This is a genomic window from Actinotignum urematis (assembly GCF_051264595.1).
Classification (GTDB): domain Bacteria; phylum Actinomycetota; class Actinomycetes; order Actinomycetales; family Actinomycetaceae; genus Actinotignum; species Actinotignum timonense_A.
Map to the genome: position 1 here is coordinate 74,006 of NZ_JBOZBG010000003.1, position 21,645 is coordinate 95,650.

Genomic DNA, 21,645 nt, shown 5'->3' on the forward strand with positions numbered 1-21,645 from the left:
TCGCGCCCGGCGCGAGGGCACGAACGCCCGAGTACCGCGCGAGCAATGCGGCGCGCCTCCCGCACGCTACCGCGCATCCGCGAAGGAGAATATATGGCCGAACCCGGCACCCCGCCCCTACAGCGCGCGGTTGCGCAATTCCTCGCCCATATCAGCGTCGAACGCGCGTTATCGCGCAATACCGTGGCCGCTTACCGGCGTGATTTGCGTAAATATCTTGCGCACCTCGATTCCCGCGGCGTCACCAGCCCCGCCGAGGTGCGCGAAGAGGACGTCGCGTCCTTTTCCGAAACGCTCACCGGAATGGCACCGGCTTCTATTGCACGGGCCGTGACCGCGGTGCGGGCTTTTCATACGTTTTTATACGACGACGGCGCCAGCCCGGCCAATCCGGCCAGCCGGGTGCGCCCCCCGAAACTCCCCGCGCGCCTGCCCGAAGCTCTGACAATCGCGGAGGTCACCGCCATGATTGAGGCGGCCGGGGCCACCCCGCCGCCCCTGGGCCTGCGTGATCGCGCACTCCTGGAAGTCCTGTACGGGACGGGCGCGCGCATCTCCGAAGCCCTCGGGCTCACCGCTGATGATATTGATACGGAGACGGCCACGATTCGGCTTTTCGGCAAGGGCCGCAAAGAACGAGTGGTGCCGCTGGGGCGCTACGCCCTGGAAGCACTGGATGCCTACACCACCCGGGCCCGCCCGGAACTGGCCGCGCGCGGGGAAGGAGTAACAAAACTCTTCCTCAATACCCGCGGGCGGGCCCTTTCCCGCCAGAGCGCCTGGCTCATTATTCGCCAGGCTGCCGAACACGCTGGTATAACCGCCCATGTTTCCCCGCATTCGCTGCGGCATTCTTTTGCCACCCACCTGCTCCAGGGCGGCGCGGATGTGCGGGTGGTCCAGGAGCTGCTCGGGCATTCCTCGGTGACCACCACCCAGATTTATACCCAGGTTTCCCGCGAGGTACTCAAGGCGGTGTATGCCACCTCGCACCCGCGGGCGCTGCGCAGCGAGTAGGAAGCGGGGCAGGCGCGGCGTCGTCGTTCTACGCTCTTCGCCAGAAATGGCACCGCAAGTCCTCCGAGTTTAGGTACCCTAGAGATGTGACCGAACAGAACGCGCTTTTTGAAACTGAGAACGTGGATTTTCCCGAACCGGAGCCTTTGCAGGAACACGGCCCGGCGCGCATTATTGCGATGTCCAACCAGAAGGGCGGGGTGGGGAAAACAACGACGTCGATTAACCTCGCCGCGGCGCTGGCCGGATACGGCCGGCGCGTTCTCATTGTGGATTTCGATCCGCAGGGCGCCGCCTCGGCCGGTCTGGGGATTAATGCCCGCGCGCTGGATCGCACCATTTATAACGAACTGATTGCCGCGAAACCGGATGTGCGGGGCATTATCCAGCATTCGAAGGTGGAGGGCCTGGATGTGGTCCCGGCCAATATTGACCTCTCCGCGGCCGAAATTGTGCTCATTAATGAAGTGGCGCGCGAACAGGCTCTCAGCCGGGTGCTGCGGCCGGTCCTCGATGATTATGACGTCATCATTATTGACTGCCAACCCTCCCTGGGCCTGCTCACCGTTAATGCGCTGACGGCCGCGCACGGGGTTATTATCCCGCTGGAGGCGGAGTACTTCGCCATGCGCGGGGTGGCGCTGCTCACCGAACAAATCGGGCGGGTGCAGGATCGCCTTAATCCGCGGCTCACCATTGACGGGGTGCTTCTCACCATGGTGGATATGCGCACCCTCCATTCGCGTGATGTGATGCGTTCGGTGCATGAAGGCTTCGGGGAAAAGGTGTACCACACATATATTGCCCGCACCGTGAAGTTCCCGGATGCTTCGGTGGCCGGGGAACCCATCACCCAGTACGCGCCCTCGCACCCGGGGGCGGTGGCCTACCGGAAGCTGGCGCGCGAAGTGATTGCCCGCGGCCAAAGTGCCTAAGCGGGAGTGGGCGTGACCACTCTTTTTGACGCCTCATCCGATTTCGATGTTGACCTCGATGTGTATTCGGGGCCCTTCTCGGTGCTGCTCACCATGATTTCCAAGAAAAACTTGGATATTACCGAGGTGGCGCTGGCGGAAGTCACCGATGAGTTCATCGCCTGGATACGCTCCAGGCCGGAAGTGGATCTCTCCACCACCTCGGAATTCTTGGTGGTGGCCGCCACCCTCCTCGATATGAAATTGGCACGCCTGCTGCCCCGCCACGAAAGCGAAGACGAAGATTGGGAGCTCCTTGAGCAGCGCGATCTCCTCTTCGCCAAGCTTCTCCAATACCGGGCGTTCAAAGAGGTCGCCCGCGATTTTGGGGCGCGCCTGGAAGAAACCGGGCGGCGGGTGGGCCGCGATGTCCCCCTCGAAGAAATGTACGCGAAAGCACTGCCGGAGGTGCGCCTCCCGCTCGGGGTCATGGATCTGGCCCTGCTGGCCGCCCGCGCTTTTACCCGCGATACCTCCGAACCGGTGGTCCAGCTGGAGCACCTGCATTCCCCGGTGGTTCCGGTGGCTAGCCAGGTGGCCTACCTAGAGGAACGTTTCCGGGCGGGGGAGTCTTTCACGTTCACGCAGCTGTGCGCGGATGCCGGGTCGGTGCAGGTGGTGGTGGCCCGCTTTTTGGCGGTGCTGGAATTGTTACGCCGCGGCGCGATTGCCGCGGAGCAGGATGAACCGCTGGGCGCGCTGGTGCTGCGCCCCACCCCGGCAGATGATCGCGGGGCGGCCGGGGCGGGCGACGTCGCCGCGGAATACGGCGAGGTATCAGCAACCAGCGCGCCGGGCAGCGACTAGACTGGGCCACAAGGCGTGCGCAGCCCGCGCACCCTGCCTGGTCCGCAACATTACAAGGAGAATTCGTGGCCGATCTTTGCCCCGCCACCGCCCTCGAGGCGGTGCTTTTCGTGGCGGCCACCCCGGTTCCCCTCGCCACTCTTGCCGAAGCAGTGGGCTTGAGCGAAGCGGACACCCGCACCGAACTGGAGAACCTGGCCCGGGAGTACCGCAGCGGCCGCCCGCGCGGATTCGAATTGCGCGAAGCCGGTGGAGGCTGGCGTTTCTACACAAATCCGCTGGTATCCGATATTGTGCTGGCCCACGTAACCCGCGGGCAATCGGGTAAACTATCCACGCCGGCTTTGGAAACGCTGGCGGTGATCGCCTACCGGCAACCGGTGACCCGCGCCCAGATCGCGGCGATTCGCGGCGTGAATGTTGATGGAGTTGTGCGTACCCTCGCCACCCGCGGTCTTATTGCAGAAGCGGGCACCACGCCGTCCACCGGTGCGGTGCTGTATGCGACCACCCCGTATTTCCTCGAAGCCATGGGGATGAATTCCCTGGATGAACTGCCGCCCCTGGCGCCCTACCTGCCCGACGCAACCGAACTTGACGATGTGGAAAGAGAAATAAGATGAGAGAACGCTTGCAAAAGATCCTGGCCCACGCGGGGGTGGGCTCGCGGCGCGCCTGCGAAGCGCTCATTGCCGAGGGACGGGTGGCCGTCAATGGCGCCGTCGTAACCGAAATGGGAACGCGGGCGGATGCCGAACGTGACACCATCCACGTGGACGGAATGCCAATCGCGGTCAAACCCGATCTGCTCACGGTGGCGCTCTACAAGCCGCCGGGGGTTGTGTCCACGATGGATGATGATATGGGCCGCCCGAGCCTCGCCCAGTACGTGGAGAAATACGAGCAGCGCCTCTACCACGTGGGGCGCCTGGACGAAGATACCGAAGGCTTGATTTTGCTGTCGAACGACGGCGAACTCACCCACCGACTCACCCACCCCTCCTACGAGGTGCCGAAAACCTACGTGGCGCGGGTGGAAGGCCAGGTCACCCGGGGCCTCGCGCGGGTGCTGGAAAAGGGCATCACCCTGGAGGACGGCCCCATTCGGGTGGATAAATTCGTGCTGCGGGAATCCCAGCCGCGCAATTCCATTGTGGAACTCACCTTGCATTCGGGCCGCAATCGCATTGTGCGCCGCATTATGGAGGAAGTGGGGCACCCGGTTATGGAACTGGTGCGCACCCGTTTCGCCACGATCGATGCCGGGCGGCTGCGCCCCGGAAAAAGCCGGGTGATCGCTGGTAGCGAGCTCTCGGCCCTCATGCATTCGGTAGGGATGTGATGCACGCAGGTCCGGTCCTTATTATTGGCTCGGGGCTGCTGGGCGCGTCCCTCGGGCTGCGCCTGCGGCTGCGCGATATTCCGGTGTACCTGGAGGATTCCTCCCCGCTGGCCGCGGCCCTGGCCCGCGATCTGGGTGCGGGGGAGGAACCCCCGGAAAGCGCCTGGGAGCCGAGCCTCGTGGTGGTTGCGGTGCCCCCGGACGTCACAGCGCAGGTGGTGAGCGCGGCCCTGGATCGTTTCTCCACCGCGCTCGTGACCGATGTGGCATCCGTCAAGGCGGTAGTAGCAGAGCGCCTGGCTACCCATCCACAACGGGAGCGCTACCTCGGGTGCCATCCCATGGCCGGCCGGGAACGTTCCGGGGCGATTGCCGCGGACGCTGATCTTTTTGAGGGCCGCCCGTGGGTCATCTGCCCACGTCCGGAAACCCGCGAGGAAGATATTGCGCGTTTGCGCAGCCTCGCCCTGGATTGCGGCGCCATGCCGATCCTCGTGGAGGCCAGCGCGCACGACCGCGCCGTCGCCCTCGTTAGTCACGTCCCGCAGCTGGTGTCGTCCCTGCTGGCGGGTACGTTGAACGACGCCGCAGCTACCGAGCTGAGCCTTGCCGGCCAGGGATTACGCGATATGACGCGGCTGGCGCATTCGGATCCGCAGCTATGGACCGCGATTATTGCCTGCAATTGCGCGGCGGTTGCTCCCGTGCTTCGCGATGTTGCCGAGCGTACCGCGAACTTGGCGAGCGCCCTCGAAGCGGCCGCGGGTGCGGCGCAGGCGCCCGGGCTGGCCCGGGCTGTTGCCGCGGTGGTGGCCGAAGGCGGGCGCGGGGTGGCGCGCATTCCCGGCAAACACGGGGGAGCACCCCAGCGCTATACCGAGGTCACCGTTCTGGTTCCCGACCGCCCGGGCGAATTGGGCCGCCTCTTCACCGAAGTGGGTGAGATCGGCGTGAATATTGAAGATTTTTCGCTCGAGCATTCCGTGGCCCAAAAAGTGGGGCGGGCACGGCTCTCGGTAGCGCCGGCCGCGGCCCGGGATCTCAGCGCGGCGCTGGCCGCGCGCCAGTGGCAGGCTTTTATTGAAGGAGGAGAGCATGAGTGAGATGAACACGGCGGGCACGCAAGGCCCCGAGGCAGCCGGCACCCCGCACGCCGAAGCCATGGACACCCCGTGCCTCAAAACATCGGGCTATCCCATTGCTATTGACGGGCCCTCCGGTTCGGGCAAATCCACCGTCTCCCGCCAGGTTGCCCGCGAGCTCGGGCTCAGCTACCTCGATACCGGTGCCATGTACCGGGCCGCGGCCTGGGCCGCCCAGCATGCCGGCGTGGAACTCACCGACCAGCCGGCCGTGACCGCGGTGGTGCGGGCCATGAACCTTGACATGCCCCTCGATCCTGATAACCAGAAGATTAGCTGCGAAGGGGAGGATATTACCGCCGCTATCCGCGCTCCGGAGCTCTCCCGGGTGGTTTCCCAGGTAGCCGTCAATCTTGAGGTGCGCGCTGAACTCATTGCCCGGCAGCGGGCCATTATCGCGGCGCACCCGCGCATCGTGGTGGAGGGGCGCGATATTACCAGCGTCGTCGCCCCGGAAGCTCCCACAAAAATTCTCCTCACCGCATCGGAAGAAACACGTTTGGCGCGGCGCGCCCGGGAAGTGCGCGGCAGCGCGGCACCCGATGCCCTGGCCGCCACCCGCGCGGAAGTAACCGAGCGCGATGCTCAGGACTCCACGGTCGCTTCTTTCCTGGAAGATCGCGCAGGAGTCGTTACAATTGATTCTTCTCAGATGAGTATTGCGGACGTGGTGGCCGCGGTGCGCACGCTGGCACAGGGCTTCGGAAAGGAACAGGAATGACTGAGGAATACCGCGATATGAGCGCGGAGGGGACCACCCCGGACGACGCTGAACGCGTGCTCCGCGCCGGTCTGGAAGCCTACGATCTGGACGAGGCCGATCTGGCGCTCCTGGCCGGGGAAGAACCCGAGGATGCGGAAGCCGCCGCCCGCGCGCTGCCCGTGGTGGCGGTTATCGGGCGGCCGAATGTTGGCAAATCCTCCCTGGTGAATCGTATTGTTGGCAAGCGGGTGGCCGTGGTGCAGGACGTCCCGGGCGTGACCCGCGACCGGGTCTCCTACGAGGCAGAATGGGCGGATCGCCGCTTCCTCCTCATGGATACCGGCGGCTGGGAACGCGATGTGGCGGGCCTGGATCGCGATGTGGCCCTGCAGGCCGAAATTGCTATCGAGCAGGCCGATGCCGTTATTTTCGTGGTGGATGCCACTGTCGGGATGACGGATACCGATGAAGCCCTGGTGCGGGTGCTGCGCCGCTCGCGCAAACCCGTGATCGTGGCGGCCAATAAGGTGGATTCCCCGCAGCAGGAACCGGATGCCGCCTACCTGTGGTCTTTGGGGCTGGGGGAGCCCTACCCGGTTTCGGCTCTGCACGGGCGCGGCTCGGGTGATCTTCTGGACGTGGTGATCCGTGCGCTCCCGGAAGAACGCGAGGTGCCGGCCCGCCCCAAGCGGCGCGGGCCGCGCCGGGTCGCCATTGTGGGGCGCCCGAATGTGGGTAAGTCCTCCCTGCTCAACCAGCTGGCCGGGGAAACCCGCGCGGTGGTCAGCGATATTGCCGGAACCACCCGCGACCCGGTTGATGAAGTTATCGAGCTGGACGGCACCCCGTGGACTTTTGTGGATACCGCGGGGATTCGCCGGCGGGTGCACCAAACCCGCGGGGCGGATTATTACGCGAATCTGCGCACCCAGCGCGCGCTGGCGGAAGCGGAACTGGCCCTCGCCCTTATCGACGCCTCCGAGCCGCTCACCGAACAGGATATTAGGGTGATCCAGCAGGTTATTGATGCCGGGCGCGCCCTCGTTATCGTCTGCAATAAATGGGACGAGGTTGATGAGGAACGCCGTTTCGAACTCGACCGCGAATTCGAGCGCGAACTGGTGCAGATCCAGTGGGCGGCGCGCGTCAATCTTTCGGCGAAAACCGGCTGGCATACCAACCGGCTCTCCAATGCCATGACCACCGCGCTGCGATCCTGGGATCAGCGTATTCCCACCGGGAAACTCAATGCTTTCCTCAGCGAATTGGCGGCCGCGCACCCGCATCCGGTGCGCGGGGGCAAACAGCCGCGTATCCTCTACGGCACCCAGGCGTCGACGCGCCCGCCGCGTTTCGTGCTTTTCGCCACCGGTTTCATCGAGGCAGGCTATCGGCGTTTCTTGGAAAACCGCTTGCGGGCCACCTTTGGTTTCGAAGGTTCCCCGCTCCAGATTTCGGTTCGGGTACGCGAACGGCGTAAGAAGTAGCGGAAGTGGTACGACGGCGCAGCTAGCCTGCGTCGTCGTACTTGTATCGGTGGCAGGAACTATGCAGGAAGCCCGCCACCGGGCGCCGGCTACCCGCGGTTCGCTTAGCGCACGGAACGGGGCAGCAGGACCTCCGGAACGCTCACGCCGGTGGAACCGGAAATAGCGTTGATTTCTTCGGCAATACCGTAGGCCACCGCTTCGCGGGTTGCCGCTCCCAGACGTTCGGCGGGTGCGGTGACGGACACGGCCACCCGCTCGCCGTTTTTCAGATCGACCGGGACCGCAACGCAGGCAATACCCGCTTCGTTTTCTTCCACTTCCATACCCCAGCCGTGGCGGTGCACGTGCTCGATGCACTCCTCGATGGTGGCGCGGGTGGGGGGATTATCGGTGGGAACACTCAGGTACCAGTCAATTTCCGCACCGGTTACGTTATTGGCGCCCAGCAAAGCGCGCCCGAGTGCGGTGGTGACCGCCGGGGCATTACGCCCGATAAAGGACACCACCCGGATGGGGCGATCCGGTTCCACTTTATCGAGGTAGGTGACCACCTGGCCGGAGAGCTTGCCCAGGTGCACGAGTTCGTTATAGCGGTGGCAAATGGCCACGAGGGCGGGGTGGAGTTGGTCTACCACGAATTGGGTGCGGGTGGTGTAGCGAATAATGGGGTCTACGCCGTCCCCGAGGAAGTAGTAGCCGGTATCGGCATCCTGGTCCACCCAATCCCGGTAGCGCAGGGAACGCAGCGTGTGGTGGACCGTGGCCTTATTGGAATCCACCGCGGCTGCAATATCGGAGAGCGGGGCACCTTCCGGTCCGCGGCGTGCTAAAAACTCCACAACGAGCAACGCGCGATCGATGGAGGAGAGCGGAGCGCGCTCCTCAGGGGAAGTACCGGACACCTCAAGCTCCTTTACTCTACGAGGGTATAACTGCAGGCCGGGAAAATTATACCGCGCGATTTCAATATGTGAAACATAAAAACGGGGGCGCGGGACGGTCAGTGTTGAATAAGAAAAGGCCCGGAATCCGAATACTTCACACCCCGCTCCCGGGTGCCGCCGGGCACGAAAATGAGGTACAATCATTTCATACGTACGAACGGGCGTTTCACGTAAGGAAACATTCGGGTGCGGGGGTGCCCGGCCGGTTCGTCGTCGTATAAAGGAATACTGGGTGGTGGCATCGGGAGCGGTGTTCACTCACCGGGTGACCTCACGGCAGGAACACGGCGCACGCCGGCGCTCCTGCGGGGCGGCCGCCGGTGGATCGCACGTGGAGCCGTCCCGATCCAACTATCAAAGGTGATGTATATGAAACTCAATCTCAGCTCGCTCTCCCAAGCGAGTGATTACGAAGCAGCCGGTATTCAAGTTCCGGCTTTTGATGTGGCCGCAACTCAGGAGCGCGTGCGCACCAACCCGCGCTGGGTGCATATCGGCCCGGGTAATATTTTCCGGATCTTCCTGGCGCGCATCGCGGATGACATGCTGGCGGACGGCAAGTACTGGCCGATCACCGGCGTGGTGCCGATGAACCCGGCTGAAATGGAAAAGCAGCTCGAAGCTTTTGACCTGCTGACCCTGGGCGTTATTCTTTCCGGGGATAAGCGCGATACCCGCGTTATTGCCGGCCTGGCCGATGGCCTGGCAACTCGCCGCGAGGGCGATTTTGATCGGCTCGTCTCCATCTTCACCAACCCGGAGATGACCACGGTTACCCTCACCATTACCGAAAAGGGCTACGTGATTCAGGATTCCCAGGGTGAGCTTTCCGAAGCTACCCGCGCGGATATCGCCTCGGATCCCTTCGCCAACCATGAGAACACCATGGCGCTGCTGGCCGGGCTGCTCGCGCATCGCTACCAGGCGGGCGGGGCACCCATTAACTTCATCTCCGCCGATAACTTCTCCCACAACGGCGATAAGCTGCGCGATTCTGTGCTGCAGATCGCCCGCGGGTGGGTGGAGCGCGGCGCGCTCAGCCAGGAATTCCTGGACTGGGCCAGTGATGACACCAAGGTTGCCTTCCCGATTTCCGTGATCGATAAGATCACCCCGCGCCCCTCGGAAGAAGTATCGGAGTACCTCACCGGGCTCGGCTTCACCGATATGGGTATTGACCACCTTGGCCGCACCCCGATTGCCGGCTTCGTCAATGCCGAACCCACCGAATACCTCATTATCGAAGATAAGTTCGCGGCCGAACGCCCGCCTTTCGAGGATTACGGCGTATACATCACCGATCGCGAAACCTGCGATAAGTTCGAGCGGATGAAGGTCACCACCTGCCTCAACCCGCTCCACACCGCACTGGCAGTGTCCGGTACGGTGATGCGCTTCCCGACCATTGATTCGGAAATGCGCGATCCCGATTTGGCGAAGATGGTCAATATCCTCGCCTATGATGAAGCGATGCCGGTAGTAACCGATCCGGGGATTATCGATCCGAAGGACTTCGTGCGCGAAGTTCTCGAGGAGCGTTTCCCCAATAGCGCGCTGCCGGACAATCCGGCCCGTATCGCTATGGATACCTCGCAGAAGATTCCGATCCGTTTCGGCGTCACGCTGCAGGAATACCAGCGCCGCGGTCTGGATATGGACAAGCTGCGCGTGATCCCGCTCGTTTTCGCGGTGTGGGCACGGTACCTGCTCGGTATCGCGGACGACGGCGAAGAATTCACGCCGTCTTCCGATCCGCTGCTGGAAGAACTCCAGGGGCACCTCAAGGGAATTAAGCTCGGTGAGAGCGTTGATGCTCACGCCGCGCTCAAGCCCATCCTGTCCAATGCCAATATTTTCGGCCTCGACCTGTATACCACTCCGCTGGCGGAGAAGGTCGAAGCCCTGTTCACGAAGCTCATTGCCGGTCCCGGCGCTGTGCGTGCCACTATTCACGAGGAGATCAACTAATGAAAATGACATTCCGCTGGTACGGCGAAGGTCACGACCCCATTCCGCTGCAGTACATCAAGCAGATTCCGGGCGTGTCCGGAATTATGGGCACCCTGTCCTACAAGGCCGCCGGGGAGAACTGGGAAAAGGACGAAATCAAGGTCCTCATCGACCAGGTTCACGAAGCCGGACTCGAATGCGAGATCATCGAATCCGTGAACGTCCACGAGGATATCAAGCTCGGCCTTCCCAGCCGTGACGAATACATCAAGAACTACTGCACCACGCTGGAAAACCTCGCGGAATTCGGCGTCAAGGTAGTTGTCTACAACTTCATGCCCGTTTTCGACTGGCTGCGTACCGAACTCGCCCACGTAAACGAGGATGGCTCCACCTGCCTGTACTACGATCACTCCGAAATCGAAGGCATGACCCCGCAGGATATCGTCAATAAGACGGCCGAAGAATCCGGTGGTCTCACCCTGCCCGGCTGGGAACCCGAACGCCTGGCCAAGCTGGACGAAGTCATGGCGCTCTACCAGAACATGACGGTGGAGAAGCTGCGCGAAAACTGGAAGTACTTCCTGGACGGCATTATCCCCACCTGTGAAAAGGTCGGCATTAAGATGGCCTGCCATCCGGACGATCCGGCTTGGGATCTCTTCGGTATTCCGCGCGCCTACAAGAGCCTGGATGACATCAAGGAAATCCTGGCCCTCAATGATTCCCCGATGCACTCCCTGTGCGTGTGCATTGGCTCGCTTGGCTCCAACCCGTCCAATAACGTCGCGGAGATCCTGCGCTACGTGGGCGAACGCGGCCGTATTGCCGCTTCCCACCTGCGTAACGTCAAGTACCTGGGGGAGAAGACCTTCAAGGAAGCGGCCCACTGGTCCGCGGACGGCGACCTCGATATGCAGGCCGCGGTGGAAGCCATTTACGATACCTGCCCCGATATTTACGTGCGTCCCGATCACGGCCGCATGATTTGGGGCGAAGAAGGCCGCCCCGGCTACCCGCTGTATGACCGGGCACTGGGCACCCAGTACCTCCTCGGGCTGTGGGACGGCATCGACAAGATGAAGAAGGCGGCAAAGTAGTGTCTCAGCAACTTCCAGACGTTCGTCCGTTCCTGGAAACCCACCCCATTGTTCCCGTTGTGGTGATCGACGACGCCGCGCAGGCGCCCGAGGCTGCCCGCGCCCTGGTGGCCGGCGGTATCCACTGCGCCGAAGTGACCTTCCGTACCGCTGCCGGCGGGGAAGCCATTAAGGCCATGCGGGACGTTGAGGGTATGACGGTGGGTGCTGGAACGGTTCTTACCCGGGCCCAGGCGGAAACCGCCGCGGACCTGGGTGCGAAGTTCTTTGTTTCCCCGGGCTGGAGCGCCGGCGTGGCCGATGTGGCCGCCGAACGCCAGATTCCCTACCTTCCGGGCGTGCAGACCGCCACGGAAATCATGATGGCTCTGGAATACGGTGCCACCGCGGTGAAGTTCTTCCCCGGTGGGGAAGCTGGCGGGCTGCCCATGGTCAAGGCCCTGCGCGGTCCCTTCCCGAATACCTACTTCGTGCCGTCCGGCGGAGTGAAGCTCGCGAATATGGCCGAATGGCTCTCCGATCCGGCCATCCTGTCCGTTTCGGGTTCGTGGATGATCAAGCGCGATCTGATTTCCTCCGGGAACTTCGCGGAGATCACCCGCCTGTCCCAAGAAGCATCCGATCTAGCTAAGGAGATTCGCAAGTGAGCGACGCCCTGACGATTAAATCCGCCGAGGAAACCACCTACGATATTGTCTCCCTGGGTGAAGTGATGCTTCGCCTGGATCCGGGTGCCGGCCGTATCCGCACCACCCGGCAGTTCGCCGCCTCTGAAGGCGGCGGGGAGTACAACGTGGCCCGCGGCCTGCGACGCGCCTTCCAGAAGCGCGGCGCGATCCTCACCTCCCTGGTGCGTAATGAAGTGGGGCTGCTGCTCGAGGATCTGATCCTCACCGGCGGCCTGGATACCCGTTTCATTCATTGGGTCGACGACGACGGCATCGGCCAGTCGGCTCGTAACGGCCTCAATTTCACCGAACGCGGTTTCGGGGTGCGCGGGGCTGTCGGGTGTTCCGACCGGGCTCACACCGCGATTTCGCAGCTCACCCCGGAGGATATCGATCTCGATTACCTCTTTGGCGAGCTCGGGGTGCGCTGGCTGCACACCGGTGGAATTTACGCGGCTCTCTCGGAACAGGCTTCGGAAACAGCGCTGGCGGTTATTAAGAAGGCTAAGGAATACGGCACCGTTGTATCCTATGACCTCAACTACCGTCCTTCGCTGTGGAATCTGCACGGGGGCAAGGCCCGCGCGCAGGAAGTGAATAAGTCCCTGGCGCCCTTCGTGGATGTCATGATCGGTAACGAAGAGGACTTCACCGCCTGCCTCGGCCTGGAAATCGAAGGTGCAAATGAAAACCTCGATAACCTCCAGGTGGAATCCTTCCACAAGATGATTGAGAAGGCGGCGGAAACCTTCCCGAACTTCAAGGCCATCGGTACCACGATGCGCCAGGTGCGTTCGGCAACCATCAATGACTGGGGTGCGGTGGCATGGAAGCGCGATCAGGGCTTCGTGCAGGCTACCCAGCGTGATGGCCTGGAGATCTTTGACCGCGTGGGCGGCGGCGACTCCTTCGCCTCCGGCCTTATCTTCGGGCTCATGGAATACGGTGATGTCCAGAAGGCAGTGGAACTCGGGGCCGCCCACGGCGCTCTCGCCATGACCACGCCGGGGGACACCACCATGGCCACCCGCGCCGAGGTGGAGAACCTGGCCCGCGGCGGTTCGGCGCGCGTCAAGCGCTAAAGCCGCATAACCGCAGCGTGCGCCACGCGCCTATCGCGCGGCTTACCTTCGGGTGAGCTGGCGCAGGGCGCTCACCGCGCACAGCGCAATTAGTGGGGGAGCAGATCCGGATGCCCGGATCTGCTCCCCCACTGCATTCGAGGAGCCGCATGAAGCATGCCCGGAAACGAATGCGCTGGCGAGGAAGGTATGTTTTTCCGGGATGTACTTCTCGTGTACGACAAGCACAGTACAGCTCTGAAAACAGATACCCCCTCCCCAGGGGCTGGTGTGACTATTGAACTTCGTGAGCCCTTGCGCTATTCGTGCAGTTTTAACTTGCGCCCGATATTACCCGGCAGTGAAGTCCTGGCGGCGGCGGCCGGTGTACTGGATTGCGATGCGGTCCTCCGGGCGGGCATCAACCAGGTAAATAACTGCCAGGAATAGCCATTCCAGGGGTTTCATGGCGATCCAGACGACGTCCGCCGCGAGGCGGGTGCGGATGAGCCGCGAGAGTGGGAAGCCATAACGGTTATAGAAGCTTCGGATTGCCCGATGCGCTCTCGGGGTCTTTTCTTCCAGGACCTGTTCAAATGCATTCGCGATAAGAAGCTGGCGGTTCACGGTAATGCGATGCCCGCCGCGCACCCCGTCCCGGATCGGTTTGACTATCGCCGGGTGACCGCCGGCTGCCACGGTGCATAAATAGTGCTCGTCGTAGTAGGTATTGGGCTACTTTTCGACCGCTGCTTACATGGAAACTGAGCGCCAGGAAGATAGTCCAGACATCATGCGCAGCCTCCAGAACCGGCAGCAACTTCCCCCGTATTGCGATGATCAGCGCGATGACCTGGTAACACGTGAGGATAATCGGGTAGGTGGTGACCCAGGGGAAAATAGCGAGGACGATCAATGAAAAAATGAATTCCTCTGGGCTAGATGAATATCGTGAACTGGTGAACACAGCGTGGATAACACGTAAAATGAACCAGGCGTAGACAATCACATAGGCAAGAAAAATCTGCGTGAGGTAGGGGTGCCGGATCACGAAACTTCGTTTGCGCGCCTCAGGCATGTGGATCCTCCTCAGCAGTTTTCGCTCGCCTTCGGTGGCGCAAGCGTCACCCCAGATTCTAGATCGCGAGCAGGCCGATATAGGTGAGGGTGCCGGCGGCCAGGGAAACGAGCATGCGGCGCCCGGAAAGTTCGTGGGCCAGAATCGTGACCGCGCTGGCCACGCCCACGCGCAGCACGGATTCCGCAGATATTGGAAGCACTTCGTTGCGAACCATCGCCAGCGCCAAAATGACCAGTACCCCCACCGGGAGCCAGGCCGATAATGCTCGCACCAAACGCGAGCGGCGCAGCGGATGCAAAATAAGGAACGGCACCCCGCGCAGGCACAGCATGAGGGCCAGAGAACCCAGCAGCACAGCAAGGAGATAGCCGGTCATCGCAGCTCACCTTCCTCGCCTGATGCGCCGCGTGGGGAGGGAGCGGCGTCGTCGTTCTTCTTAAAACGGGTGCGCACCACGAAACGCACCACTAAGAACAGCGCAAAAAGACTCATCGCGACCGGCAGCAGGGCGCTCGGCGCGCATAGCTGCGCCAGCAAAAACGCGAGGCCCGCGCCGAGCACGCCGGGAATATCGCGGCGCGCGTGGAAAGCGTCCAGGGCGAGGACGACGAAAAGGGCGACGAGCGCGAAATTGACGCCGCGAATCTGGCCGGGGAGGAACCCACCAATCGCCACTCCCAGGAGCCCGCCGCCGACCCAGCACGCTTGGAGCACGGCTTGGAGGGAGACCAGCCGGCGTTGGTTCCAGACGCCGGGATGTGAGGTGGTGATGGCGTAGGTTTCGTCGGTGAGGGAGTAGACGCAATACATGCGGGCGAGCGGGTGGGTGAGTTGCGCAATGGGGTACGAAAACGCGTAAAAAACGTGACGCACGTTCACGAAAAAGATGGTGAGGAGAATCGTGAGGACGGGTGCGTGCGCACTAATAAGGGCGACGGCGAGCAGCTCGGCCGAACCGGAATAAATAAAGAAGGATAGCGCGGGAGCGAGCCACCACGGTTGGCCGTACTGGATAACAAGAAGTCCGAAGGCCATGCCCAGGGGGATCATCCCCAGGCCGGCGCCCGCGGCCATCTGTGCTCCGAAGCGGACATCTGAGACGTGGGAAGGCATGCGCCCTATTGTGGCACCGGCGGGGGAGCGGAGGGTGAAGTTTCCACCATGCGGAGCATCGGGTGCCAAGAGAGTTACTATGGTGCACGTCCCATTGTTCTAGGTGAAGGAGCCTCCATGACCGTCGTGAAAATCAATGCTATTTCTGTTCCGGAAGGTGCTGGCGAGCACTTCGAGGCGCGTTTTGCGGCGCGCGAAGGTGCCGTGGATCAGCGGCCCGGTTTTCTGTCCTTCCGGTTGCTGCGCCCGCTGAACGAAGGGGAGCGCTACCTGGTGGTCACCGAATGGGAATCCGAAGAGGATTTCACCGCGTGGCGTACCGATCCGGCCGCGCATCCGCGCAAAATGGATGCTGCCCGCCAGGCACCCGATAATGCACACTTGGGTGCGCAGCTGCTCGAATTTGAGGTGGTCAATCTTCCTGAAGTCGAGCACGGGCAGACCCCGCAAGCGGGCTTTGTTTCTATTGTGGCCCTATCTTTCCTCCCCGGAATGGAGAAGGTTATTGAGCAGCGTTTCGCGGCGCGCAAGGCGGCCGTGGATGCGGCACCCGGATTCTCCTTCTTCGAACTGTGGCGCCCGGTAAACGGGGTGGAGGACTACTACGTGGTGACCGGCTGGGATGCGCAGGATTCTTACGATGCCTGGGCCGCGGCCCGGGAACGCGCTCCGCATAACACCGCGGATCAGCCTAAGAACCGAGGCCTGGATGTGACCCTGCACGGGTACGCGGTGGTACAGCAGAGCATTAAGCAGTAGGTGCAGGATACTGGGCTGAGGTGCGGCCTGAGGTGCGGCTGCGGAAACGCGAGTCATCCTTGCGGATCCGTTCGTCACGAATCTGTTATGGAATCACGCCGATCTTGCGGCTTGGTTGTGGAAGATTAGCCGATATGTGGAGAGAAATAAAGACAAAGATTATAAGTTATTCTGATTGAGAAGTGAATGACATTACATGTCCTGTCGCTTTGATCACTTAAGGGTGGCGTGGCTAGTGTGGTGCCTAGAGAGTGCTGTGCTGCGCCTTCGACGGCTCTGCCACCACGGCTGACACCACCAGGCCGGCACCCATGGCGCTTTCCGCCAAGTTTTAAGGATCAACTCATGACAGAACATACAACTACGCCCGGAGGGGCAACTCCCGAGCGCGATTACCCTGAAGTAACGACGGCGCATACCCGCGCGGATCGCGAACGAGTTACCGCACGTCCGGTAGATGCCCGGACGGCTTCGGCCGGGCAGTACTCGGCCGAGGATGCGAAGCCGGGATGGCGCTCCACTTTCCTAGGCGCTGATACCCCGGGCCGGGCCACCAATATGTCCTGGGGCTCCGTTTTCGCCGGTGTTGCCGTTGCTATTGCCACCCTGGTGGTCTTCAGCTTCCTCGGCGCGGCGATCGGCCTGGGCACTTTCGATCCGGCCTCGAGCAATCCCGGTGAAGGTTTCGGCTTCGGCATGGGGCTGTGGGCGGTGTGCTCCATTGTGATCGCCCTAGGTTTGGGCGGTTACGTGACGGGCGCGCTGGCCGTTAAAGGCGGGCTGCTGCACGGCCTGACCACCTGGGCCACCACGATTATTGTGGCCACCGTAGCGGTGTGGCTGGGTATTTCCGCCGCGCTGGGCGCGGTTGGTTCAGCCATCGGCTCGGTGGGCAACGCCGCGGGTAGCGCGGTAGGTGGGGTGGCGCAGGCCTCCGGGAACGCCGTTTCGGAGGCGGCCAGCGCTATTTCCGATAACCTCGACGTTCAGTGGGATAGCGTGGAAGCTCAAACGGAGAAGATTCTTGCGGATACAGGTGAGGAAACACTCCAGCCTGATTACCTGCGCGGCCAGGTGGACGGCGCCACGGATGATATCAGTGCTGCGGCCAAGGACCTGGTGGTCAATCCGGAAAATTACGAAACGATCCTTTCCGATCTGGGCGATTCACTCCAGCAGCGGGTTGATTCCGTGACGAAGGATATTGACCGTGATGCGGTGGCGAAGTCCGTTGCCGCAAATACGGACCTGAATGAGGATGAAGCTCGCAAGGCCGTGGACAACGCGGTGGAAGCGTACAACCAGGCACAGGTCAAGGCTGAGCAGGCTCTTAATAACGCGGAAAAGACTCTCCAAGATGTGCAGGCTCAGGCCAAGGATCTGGTTGCGGAAGGCCGCGAGGTTGCTCAGGACGTCACCGATACCGGCTCCACCGTTGCTATCTGGGCTTTCGTGGGTCTGTTGCTCTCCGCGATTCTCACCGCTTTTGCGGGTGTATGGGGCTCGCGCGCGGTGGTTGGCCGCAATGATGCCGGTGCGGTGCGCCGCGATGCGGATGCTACACGCAGGAAGTAGTAGCTCGGTTTTATAGCCGGCTAACGGCCGAAGAGAGCTAAGCATGGGGCCGGGTCAGGTACCGAAATTCAGGTACGTGGCCCGGCCCGTTATTTTACGGAAAATTAGCTGAGTTTCCTGATGAAAGCAAACTAAGGGGCGGGTACCGTTTCTCGGTACCCGCCCGTGTACAGATTGGGTTGGTGCGCGGAAGCTGCGTCGTCGTTCCGGCATCGCGCTACCGCGCAGAAAGCCGCGCCTAGCGCTCCCGGTCCTCCAGATATCGAAGCAGCACTGCTTCGTATCCGTCCAGCGCGCCCTCGGGATCCTCCGCCGCCTTCTCAAGGAAGGGGATCAGATCCGGCCCGGTTTTCTCCATGACGTTCAGACGGTCCGGATTCATGTAACGGAAAGCCTTTTCCATAATATGGCGGAGAATCGTCTGCCCGATTGCCACATAAGCGAAAGCCACCGACTTCTGATGCGAGAAACCGCCATCTTCGAGTGCCCGGGAGAGCCCCTGGAGCTGTCGCGCGAAATGCACCGTCAGCTTCGGGTTGCATAGGAGCACCTCGCCTAGCCCGTTGTAATCATCCAGGGTGCGCCGCAGATTCGCATCTGCCTGCTCGATGGCATCGTGCCAATCAGTGCCCGCGTGCACAATTGGTGTTTCATCGGCAGCGCGCCGAATGACTGCCTCAACGATATCCTGACGGCCATCGTAAAGGCGGTACACCGCGGGGGTCGCAACGCCGATCTTGCCTGCAATATCACTCATAGTGAAGGTAAAGACGCCAACCTCCTTCGCTGCCCGAATAACATCGTCAGCGTTGAAGCGTTGCTTCCTACCCACTCTTCTTCTATATGTTCGTTCCACGGTTTCAGTTTAGTGTAAAAATAAGTCCGGTGTCGCCCGAAACACAGGTTTTTTCTTAATAAAAGCCGCAGAAAGTAAAAATGAGGCTCAGCACCGGCGCCTTTGCCGGTCCCGAGCCTCGTCCGCGCGGTGAGATCGCCGCACGCTTCATACGGTTTCCATAACGTTTATCCCGTATTCTTCATTCCAGCGGAAATGCCGTTAATCGTGGTAAGCAGGGCGCGCTGCTCATCGGCCGATTGCGCCTTGCCGGAAAGCCCATCGGCGCTGCCCGCATCCGCTCGCACCCGCGCCAGCAGCGCCACCTGGAGGTAATGAATCGGTTTGAGATATTGGTCACGAATACGCAAGGTCCGCTGCAAAACCGGCTGGGTATCCAGAAGATCATCCTCGGCCAGCAATGCCTCAAGCTCGCGTACCGTCAGTTCGTATTCTTCGCGAATCTCCGCGTAGATATGGTGGAGCCGCTCGGGCACCAGGGTGCGCACATAATGCCCGGCAATATCCATATCTGTTTTCGCCAGGGTCATTTCAATATTGGACATCGTGGTGCGGAAGAACTGCCAGCTGCGCACCATTTTCTTGAGGTCCTCCCCGTACCCGGCTTGGCGCGCGGCCCGCAGCCCGGAACCGGCACCGAACCAGCCGGGTACAATCTGGCGGGACTGGGTCCAGCCGAAGACCCAGGGAATAGCCCGCAGGCCATCCAGACCCTTCTCGGAGGTGGTGCGCTTGGAGGGGCGCGAACCGATATTGAGATCACCGAGCAATTCCACCGGGGTGGAGGTCACGAAATATTCGGGCAGATCCGGATCATCGGCAAGCACGCGATAGCGCTGGTAGGCCGCCCCGCTGAGGAAGTCCATGACTTCGTCGTAGCGGCTGAGCGACACATTGCTATTACGCGGTTCGCGATGCAGGGCGGAAGCTTCCATGACCGCGGCCAGGGTGAGGGAGAGGTTCTCCCGGGCCAGGGCCGGCAGCGTGTACTTATCGGAAATAACCTCGCCCTGTTCGGTGAACTTAATTTCGCCGTCCAAAACGCCGTACGGCTGGGACAAAATCGCATCGTAGGTGGGCCCGCCCCCGCGCCCCACCGAACCGCCACGGCCGTGGAAGAGCCGCAGGGTCACGCCGTGCCGAGCGGCGACGTCGCGCAGCTGGCGCTGCGCCTGGTGGATTTCCCACTGGGACGTCACCACACCCGCATCCTTATTGGAATCCGAGTAGCCGAGCATGACTTCCTGGCGGTTACCCCGCAGCCGCACAATTTCCCGATAGGAAGGATCGGAGAGCAGGGTATCGAGGATCTCCCCGGCCCGGCGCAGCTCCGGCACTTCTTCCAGCAGCGGCGCAAATCCCAGATCGGCGCGCTTCTCCGAGCTTTCCAGATCAATAATCCCAGCTTCACGGGCCAGCAGCGCCACGGAGAGGATGTCGTCAGGGCCGTGGGTCATGGACACCAGATACGTGGTAATGGCATCGGTCCCGTAAATCTTATGGGCCTGGCGAATCGCCCGGAATACCTCGAAAGTCTTTTGCGAACTCTCCGTCAGCGGCGAATCATCGGTGTTGATCAGTGCGGGTGCCAGCGGGCGCGCGGAGGCCAGTTCCCGCCCCAGCAGCGCGGTGCGTTCTTCGCGGCTCAGCGTGGCGTAATCCGCCTCCAGACCCCCGAAGCGATTGAATAATTCGCTGAGCAGCTCAAAATGCTTCTCGGAGTGCTCGCGCACATCCAAAATGACCAGCCCCAGGCCCATCCCGTGAATAATCTGCTGGGCGGTGGCGAGCAGCCCGTCGGCCACCCGTTCCGCGCCGTGGCGGCGCAGGGCATCGCGCAGCAACTGGAATTCTTCTTGAATTTCCGTTCCGGTGGCGTAGTCATGGCCGGGAATATGCTCCGCACCCGTGGTGATGCGGGCCTTCGTATTATTGAGTTTGGAGCGAATGGCACCCAGCTTGAGCCGGTAGGGTTCTTCCGCGTAAAGGGCCCGCGAATCTTCATCCACGAGGTCCGGGAAGCGGAAGTCCTCTTCTAGGGAGGCCAGCAGTGCGGCGTCGTCGCCCGAAAGACGCGAGGAAATCGACAAGCTGAGCATCGCGCGGTTGACGAACCACACGGCAATATCGATAGCGGTGCTGGACTGGAGCCGCAACACATCGGCCGTGACCTCCGCGGTGACGTACGGGTTGCCGTCGCGATCCCCACCGATCCAGGAACCGAAACGGATCGGGACGGCGTCTTCGGGCAGGTGGGCGCCGTAACGTTCCAATTCGTCGCGGAAATCTGTGATGACATCGGGAAGGGTATCCGTGTAGAGGCTGCGCAGGTACCACATCACATTGCGGGCCTCATCCAGGGGAGTGGGCTGCACGCGGCGCAATTCGTCGGTGAGCCAGATGCTCTCCATCACCGAGGCGAGTTCGCGATCCTGGCGGGCGCGTTCCTCGCTGCCTTCTTCCGTTTCCGTCTCCACAATTTCGGAGACGCGGCGCAACTTGGTAAGCACGGCGCGCCGCTGCGCTTCGGTGGGGTGAGCGGTAAAAACAAGGCGAATATCCAGCGAATCGACGGTTTTTTGCAGGCCCTCCAGCCCGACCGCGTCATAAATACGCGCAATCGCGCGCGGAACCCAGGATTCAGCCGGATCCTTATCGCCAATAACCTTGATACGGAACGTTTGTTCCGCCGCGTTGGCGAGCAGGAAGTATTCCGCGAACGCACGCGTGAGAATAATAGCGGTATCCGTGGACATATTATCCAAGGAGCGCTGCACTTCTGAGGCGGCCGTCTCCGAATCGAGATCACGCGCCGCCGCCCGGACTTTCTCAATGAGATCGAGGGTTTCTTCCCCGTGCTGCTGGGCAATTTCCTGACCGAGCATCGTGCTCAGGCGCCGCACAACCGCGCGCAGCGGCGCATCGAAATCTTCGGGGGAGCGGGCCGTGGTGCGGTCAACGGAGTCGTGGAGCTGAATATCTTGGTCGTGGCTCACTAGATCTACTCGCCTCTCCTTGGGGATCTCACCGTTGCGGTATCGGCCGGTGCACAGCTGTGGCGCG

The 21,645-nt window shown here is 61.9% G+C and carries 20 protein-coding genes and 1 pseudogene; 14 read left to right on the top strand and 7 right to left on the bottom strand.

Annotated elements, in window-relative coordinates:
- Positions 1-93 precede the first annotated feature (93 nt).
- The 8 genes from xerD to der all read left to right on the top strand — a co-directional run bounded on the left by xerD (position 94) and on the right by der (position 7,472).
- Positions 94-1,017 carry a site-specific tyrosine recombinase XerD gene (gene xerD, locus ACRQDJ_RS02845; RefSeq protein WP_284903257.1) on the top strand — a complete coding sequence of 308 codons (924 nt, stop codon included), beginning with the start codon at positions 94-96 and terminating at the stop codon, positions 1,015-1,017.
- Positions 1,018-1,103: 86 nt separating this feature from the next.
- A complete protein-coding gene (locus ACRQDJ_RS02850; protein WP_026429342.1) occupies positions 1,104-1,952 on the top strand; it encodes a ParA family protein in 849 nt (282 codons plus the stop codon).
- Between the two features lie 12 nt (positions 1,953-1,964).
- On the top strand, positions 1,965-2,798 hold the full coding sequence (locus ACRQDJ_RS02855; RefSeq protein WP_284903258.1) for a segregation and condensation protein A: 834 nt from the start codon (positions 1,965-1,967) through the stop codon (positions 2,796-2,798).
- Positions 2,799-2,863: 65 nt separating this feature from the next.
- Positions 2,864-3,421: an SMC-Scp complex subunit ScpB gene (gene scpB, locus ACRQDJ_RS02860; protein ID WP_087070776.1), complete on the top strand. Its 558-nt coding sequence runs from the start codon at positions 2,864-2,866 to the stop codon at positions 3,419-3,421.
- The gene (locus ACRQDJ_RS02865; protein WP_016442768.1) at positions 3,418-4,140 is read left to right on the top strand and encodes a pseudouridine synthase; all 723 of its coding nucleotides are present in this window, start codon (positions 3,418-3,420) and stop codon (positions 4,138-4,140) included. Before scpB ends, ACRQDJ_RS02865 begins: the two co-directional genes overlap by 4 nt.
- Positions 4,140-5,243: a prephenate dehydrogenase gene (locus ACRQDJ_RS02870; protein ID WP_284903566.1), complete on the top strand. Its 1,104-nt coding sequence runs from the start codon at positions 4,140-4,142 to the stop codon at positions 5,241-5,243. Before ACRQDJ_RS02865 ends, ACRQDJ_RS02870 begins: the two co-directional genes overlap by 1 nt.
- Positions 5,236-6,003, top strand: a complete 768-nt coding sequence (gene cmk, locus ACRQDJ_RS02875; protein WP_284903259.1) for a (d)CMP kinase — start codon at positions 5,236-5,238, stop codon at positions 6,001-6,003. The genes ACRQDJ_RS02870 and cmk overlap by 8 nt, the downstream gene beginning before the upstream one ends.
- Positions 6,000-7,472 (top strand): ribosome biogenesis GTPase Der, encoded by a 1,473-nt coding sequence (gene der, locus ACRQDJ_RS02880; protein WP_087070779.1) that lies wholly within the window; start codon positions 6,000-6,002, stop codon positions 7,470-7,472. The genes cmk and der overlap by 4 nt, the downstream gene beginning before the upstream one ends.
- 104 nt (positions 7,473-7,576) lie before the next feature.
- Here the strand turns inward: der and ACRQDJ_RS02885 are convergent, their stop codons facing one another.
- Positions 7,577-8,377, bottom strand: coding sequence for an IclR family transcriptional regulator (locus tag ACRQDJ_RS02885; RefSeq protein WP_284903261.1), 801 nt, complete (start codon positions 8,375-8,377; stop codon positions 7,577-7,579).
- A gap of 411 nt (positions 8,378-8,788) precedes the next feature.
- Between ACRQDJ_RS02885 and ACRQDJ_RS02890 the strand changes: the two genes are divergently transcribed.
- The 4 genes from ACRQDJ_RS02890 to ACRQDJ_RS02905 are packed head-to-tail and all read left to right on the top strand — an operon-like array spanning position 8,789 to position 13,219.
- Positions 8,789-10,387, top strand: a complete 1,599-nt coding sequence (locus ACRQDJ_RS02890; RefSeq protein ID WP_087070781.1) for a mannitol dehydrogenase family protein — start codon at positions 8,789-8,791, stop codon at positions 10,385-10,387.
- Positions 10,387-11,469, top strand: coding sequence for a mannonate dehydratase (gene uxuA / locus ACRQDJ_RS02895; protein WP_016442774.1), 1,083 nt, complete (start codon positions 10,387-10,389; stop codon positions 11,467-11,469). Before ACRQDJ_RS02890 ends, uxuA begins: the two co-directional genes overlap by 1 nt.
- Positions 11,469-12,116 carry a bifunctional 4-hydroxy-2-oxoglutarate aldolase/2-dehydro-3-deoxy-phosphogluconate aldolase gene (locus ACRQDJ_RS02900; RefSeq protein WP_087070782.1) on the top strand — a complete coding sequence of 216 codons (648 nt, stop codon included), beginning with the start codon at positions 11,469-11,471 and terminating at the stop codon, positions 12,114-12,116. Before uxuA ends, ACRQDJ_RS02900 begins: the two co-directional genes overlap by 1 nt.
- A complete protein-coding gene (locus tag ACRQDJ_RS02905; RefSeq protein ID WP_016442776.1) occupies positions 12,113-13,219 on the top strand; it encodes a sugar kinase in 1,107 nt (368 codons plus the stop codon). Before ACRQDJ_RS02900 ends, ACRQDJ_RS02905 begins: the two co-directional genes overlap by 4 nt.
- A 42-nt stretch (positions 13,220-13,261) precedes the next feature.
- On the opposite strand, the gene ACRQDJ_RS02910 is transcribed toward ACRQDJ_RS02905, so the two are convergent.
- The 4 genes and pseudogenes from ACRQDJ_RS02910 to ACRQDJ_RS02925 all read right to left on the bottom strand — a co-directional run bounded on the left by ACRQDJ_RS02910 (position 13,262) and on the right by ACRQDJ_RS02925 (position 15,392).
- Positions 13,262-13,447 (bottom strand): hypothetical protein, encoded by a 186-nt coding sequence (locus tag ACRQDJ_RS02910; RefSeq protein ID WP_435717770.1) that lies wholly within the window; start codon positions 13,445-13,447, stop codon positions 13,262-13,264.
- A 102-nt stretch (positions 13,448-13,549) separates the two neighbouring features.
- Positions 13,550-13,906, bottom strand: a pseudogene (locus ACRQDJ_RS02915) (DUF6688 family protein); the annotation flags it as partial.
- A gap of 428 nt (positions 13,907-14,334) precedes the next feature.
- Positions 14,335-14,655, bottom strand: a complete 321-nt coding sequence (locus ACRQDJ_RS02920; RefSeq protein ID WP_284890202.1) for an AzlD domain-containing protein — start codon at positions 14,653-14,655, stop codon at positions 14,335-14,337.
- Positions 14,652-15,392 carry an AzlC family ABC transporter permease gene (locus ACRQDJ_RS02925; protein WP_284903264.1) on the bottom strand — a complete coding sequence of 247 codons (741 nt, stop codon included), beginning with the start codon at positions 15,390-15,392 and terminating at the stop codon, positions 14,652-14,654. The genes ACRQDJ_RS02920 and ACRQDJ_RS02925 overlap by 4 nt, the downstream gene beginning before the upstream one ends.
- A 117-nt stretch (positions 15,393-15,509) precedes the next feature.
- Here ACRQDJ_RS02925 and ACRQDJ_RS02930 point away from each other — a divergent pair, with 117 nt between their 5' ends.
- Together ACRQDJ_RS02930 and ACRQDJ_RS02935 are read left to right on the top strand one after the other, a co-directional pair.
- Entirely contained in the window at positions 15,510-16,151 is a 642-nt protein-coding gene (locus ACRQDJ_RS02930) for an antibiotic biosynthesis monooxygenase family protein (RefSeq protein ID WP_284903265.1), read from the top strand.
- A 345-nt stretch (positions 16,152-16,496) separates the two neighbouring features.
- A complete protein-coding gene (locus ACRQDJ_RS02935) occupies positions 16,497-17,726 on the top strand; it encodes a hypothetical protein (protein WP_284903266.1) in 1,230 nt (409 codons plus the stop codon).
- A 238-nt stretch (positions 17,727-17,964) separates the two neighbouring features.
- Here ACRQDJ_RS02935 and ACRQDJ_RS02940 read toward each other — a convergent pair whose 3' ends face one another.
- Positions 17,965-18,558 carry a TetR/AcrR family transcriptional regulator gene (locus tag ACRQDJ_RS02940; protein WP_101594725.1) on the bottom strand — a complete coding sequence of 198 codons (594 nt, stop codon included), beginning with the start codon at positions 18,556-18,558 and terminating at the stop codon, positions 17,965-17,967.
- Between the two features lie 191 nt (positions 18,559-18,749).
- The gene (ppc, locus tag ACRQDJ_RS02945) at positions 18,750-21,578 is read right to left on the bottom strand and encodes a phosphoenolpyruvate carboxylase (protein ID WP_284903269.1); all 2,829 of its coding nucleotides are present in this window, start codon (positions 21,576-21,578) and stop codon (positions 18,750-18,752) included.
- Positions 21,579-21,645 lie beyond the last annotated feature (67 nt).

Bases quoted from the DNA above. Each gene is read 5' to 3' on its own strand.
- xerD (WP_284903257.1), top strand. From the start codon at position 94: ATGGCCGAACCCGGCACCCCGCCCCTACAGCGCGCGGTTGCGCAATTC.
- ACRQDJ_RS02865 (WP_016442768.1), top strand. From the start codon at position 3,418: ATGAGAGAACGCTTGCAAAAGATCCTGGCCCACGCGGGGGTGGGCTCG.
- ACRQDJ_RS02870 (WP_284903566.1), top strand. From the start codon at position 4,140: ATGCACGCAGGTCCGGTCCTTATTATTGGCTCGGGGCTGCTGGGCGCG.
- cmk (WP_284903259.1), top strand. From the start codon at position 5,236: ATGAGTGAGATGAACACGGCGGGCACGCAAGGCCCCGAGGCAGCCGGC.
- der (WP_087070779.1), top strand. From the start codon at position 6,000: ATGACTGAGGAATACCGCGATATGAGCGCGGAGGGGACCACCCCGGAC.
- ACRQDJ_RS02890 (WP_087070781.1), top strand. From the start codon at position 8,789: ATGAAACTCAATCTCAGCTCGCTCTCCCAAGCGAGTGATTACGAAGCA.
- uxuA (WP_016442774.1), top strand. From the start codon at position 10,387: ATGAAAATGACATTCCGCTGGTACGGCGAAGGTCACGACCCCATTCCG.
- ACRQDJ_RS02920 (WP_284890202.1), bottom strand. From the start codon at position 14,655: ATGACCGGCTATCTCCTTGCTGTGCTGCTGGGTTCTCTGGCCCTCATG.
- ACRQDJ_RS02925 (WP_284903264.1), bottom strand. From the start codon at position 15,392: ATGCCTTCCCACGTCTCAGATGTCCGCTTCGGAGCACAGATGGCCGCG.
- ACRQDJ_RS02930 (WP_284903265.1), top strand. From the start codon at position 15,510: ATGACCGTCGTGAAAATCAATGCTATTTCTGTTCCGGAAGGTGCTGGC.
- ACRQDJ_RS02935 (WP_284903266.1), top strand. From the start codon at position 16,497: ATGACAGAACATACAACTACGCCCGGAGGGGCAACTCCCGAGCGCGAT.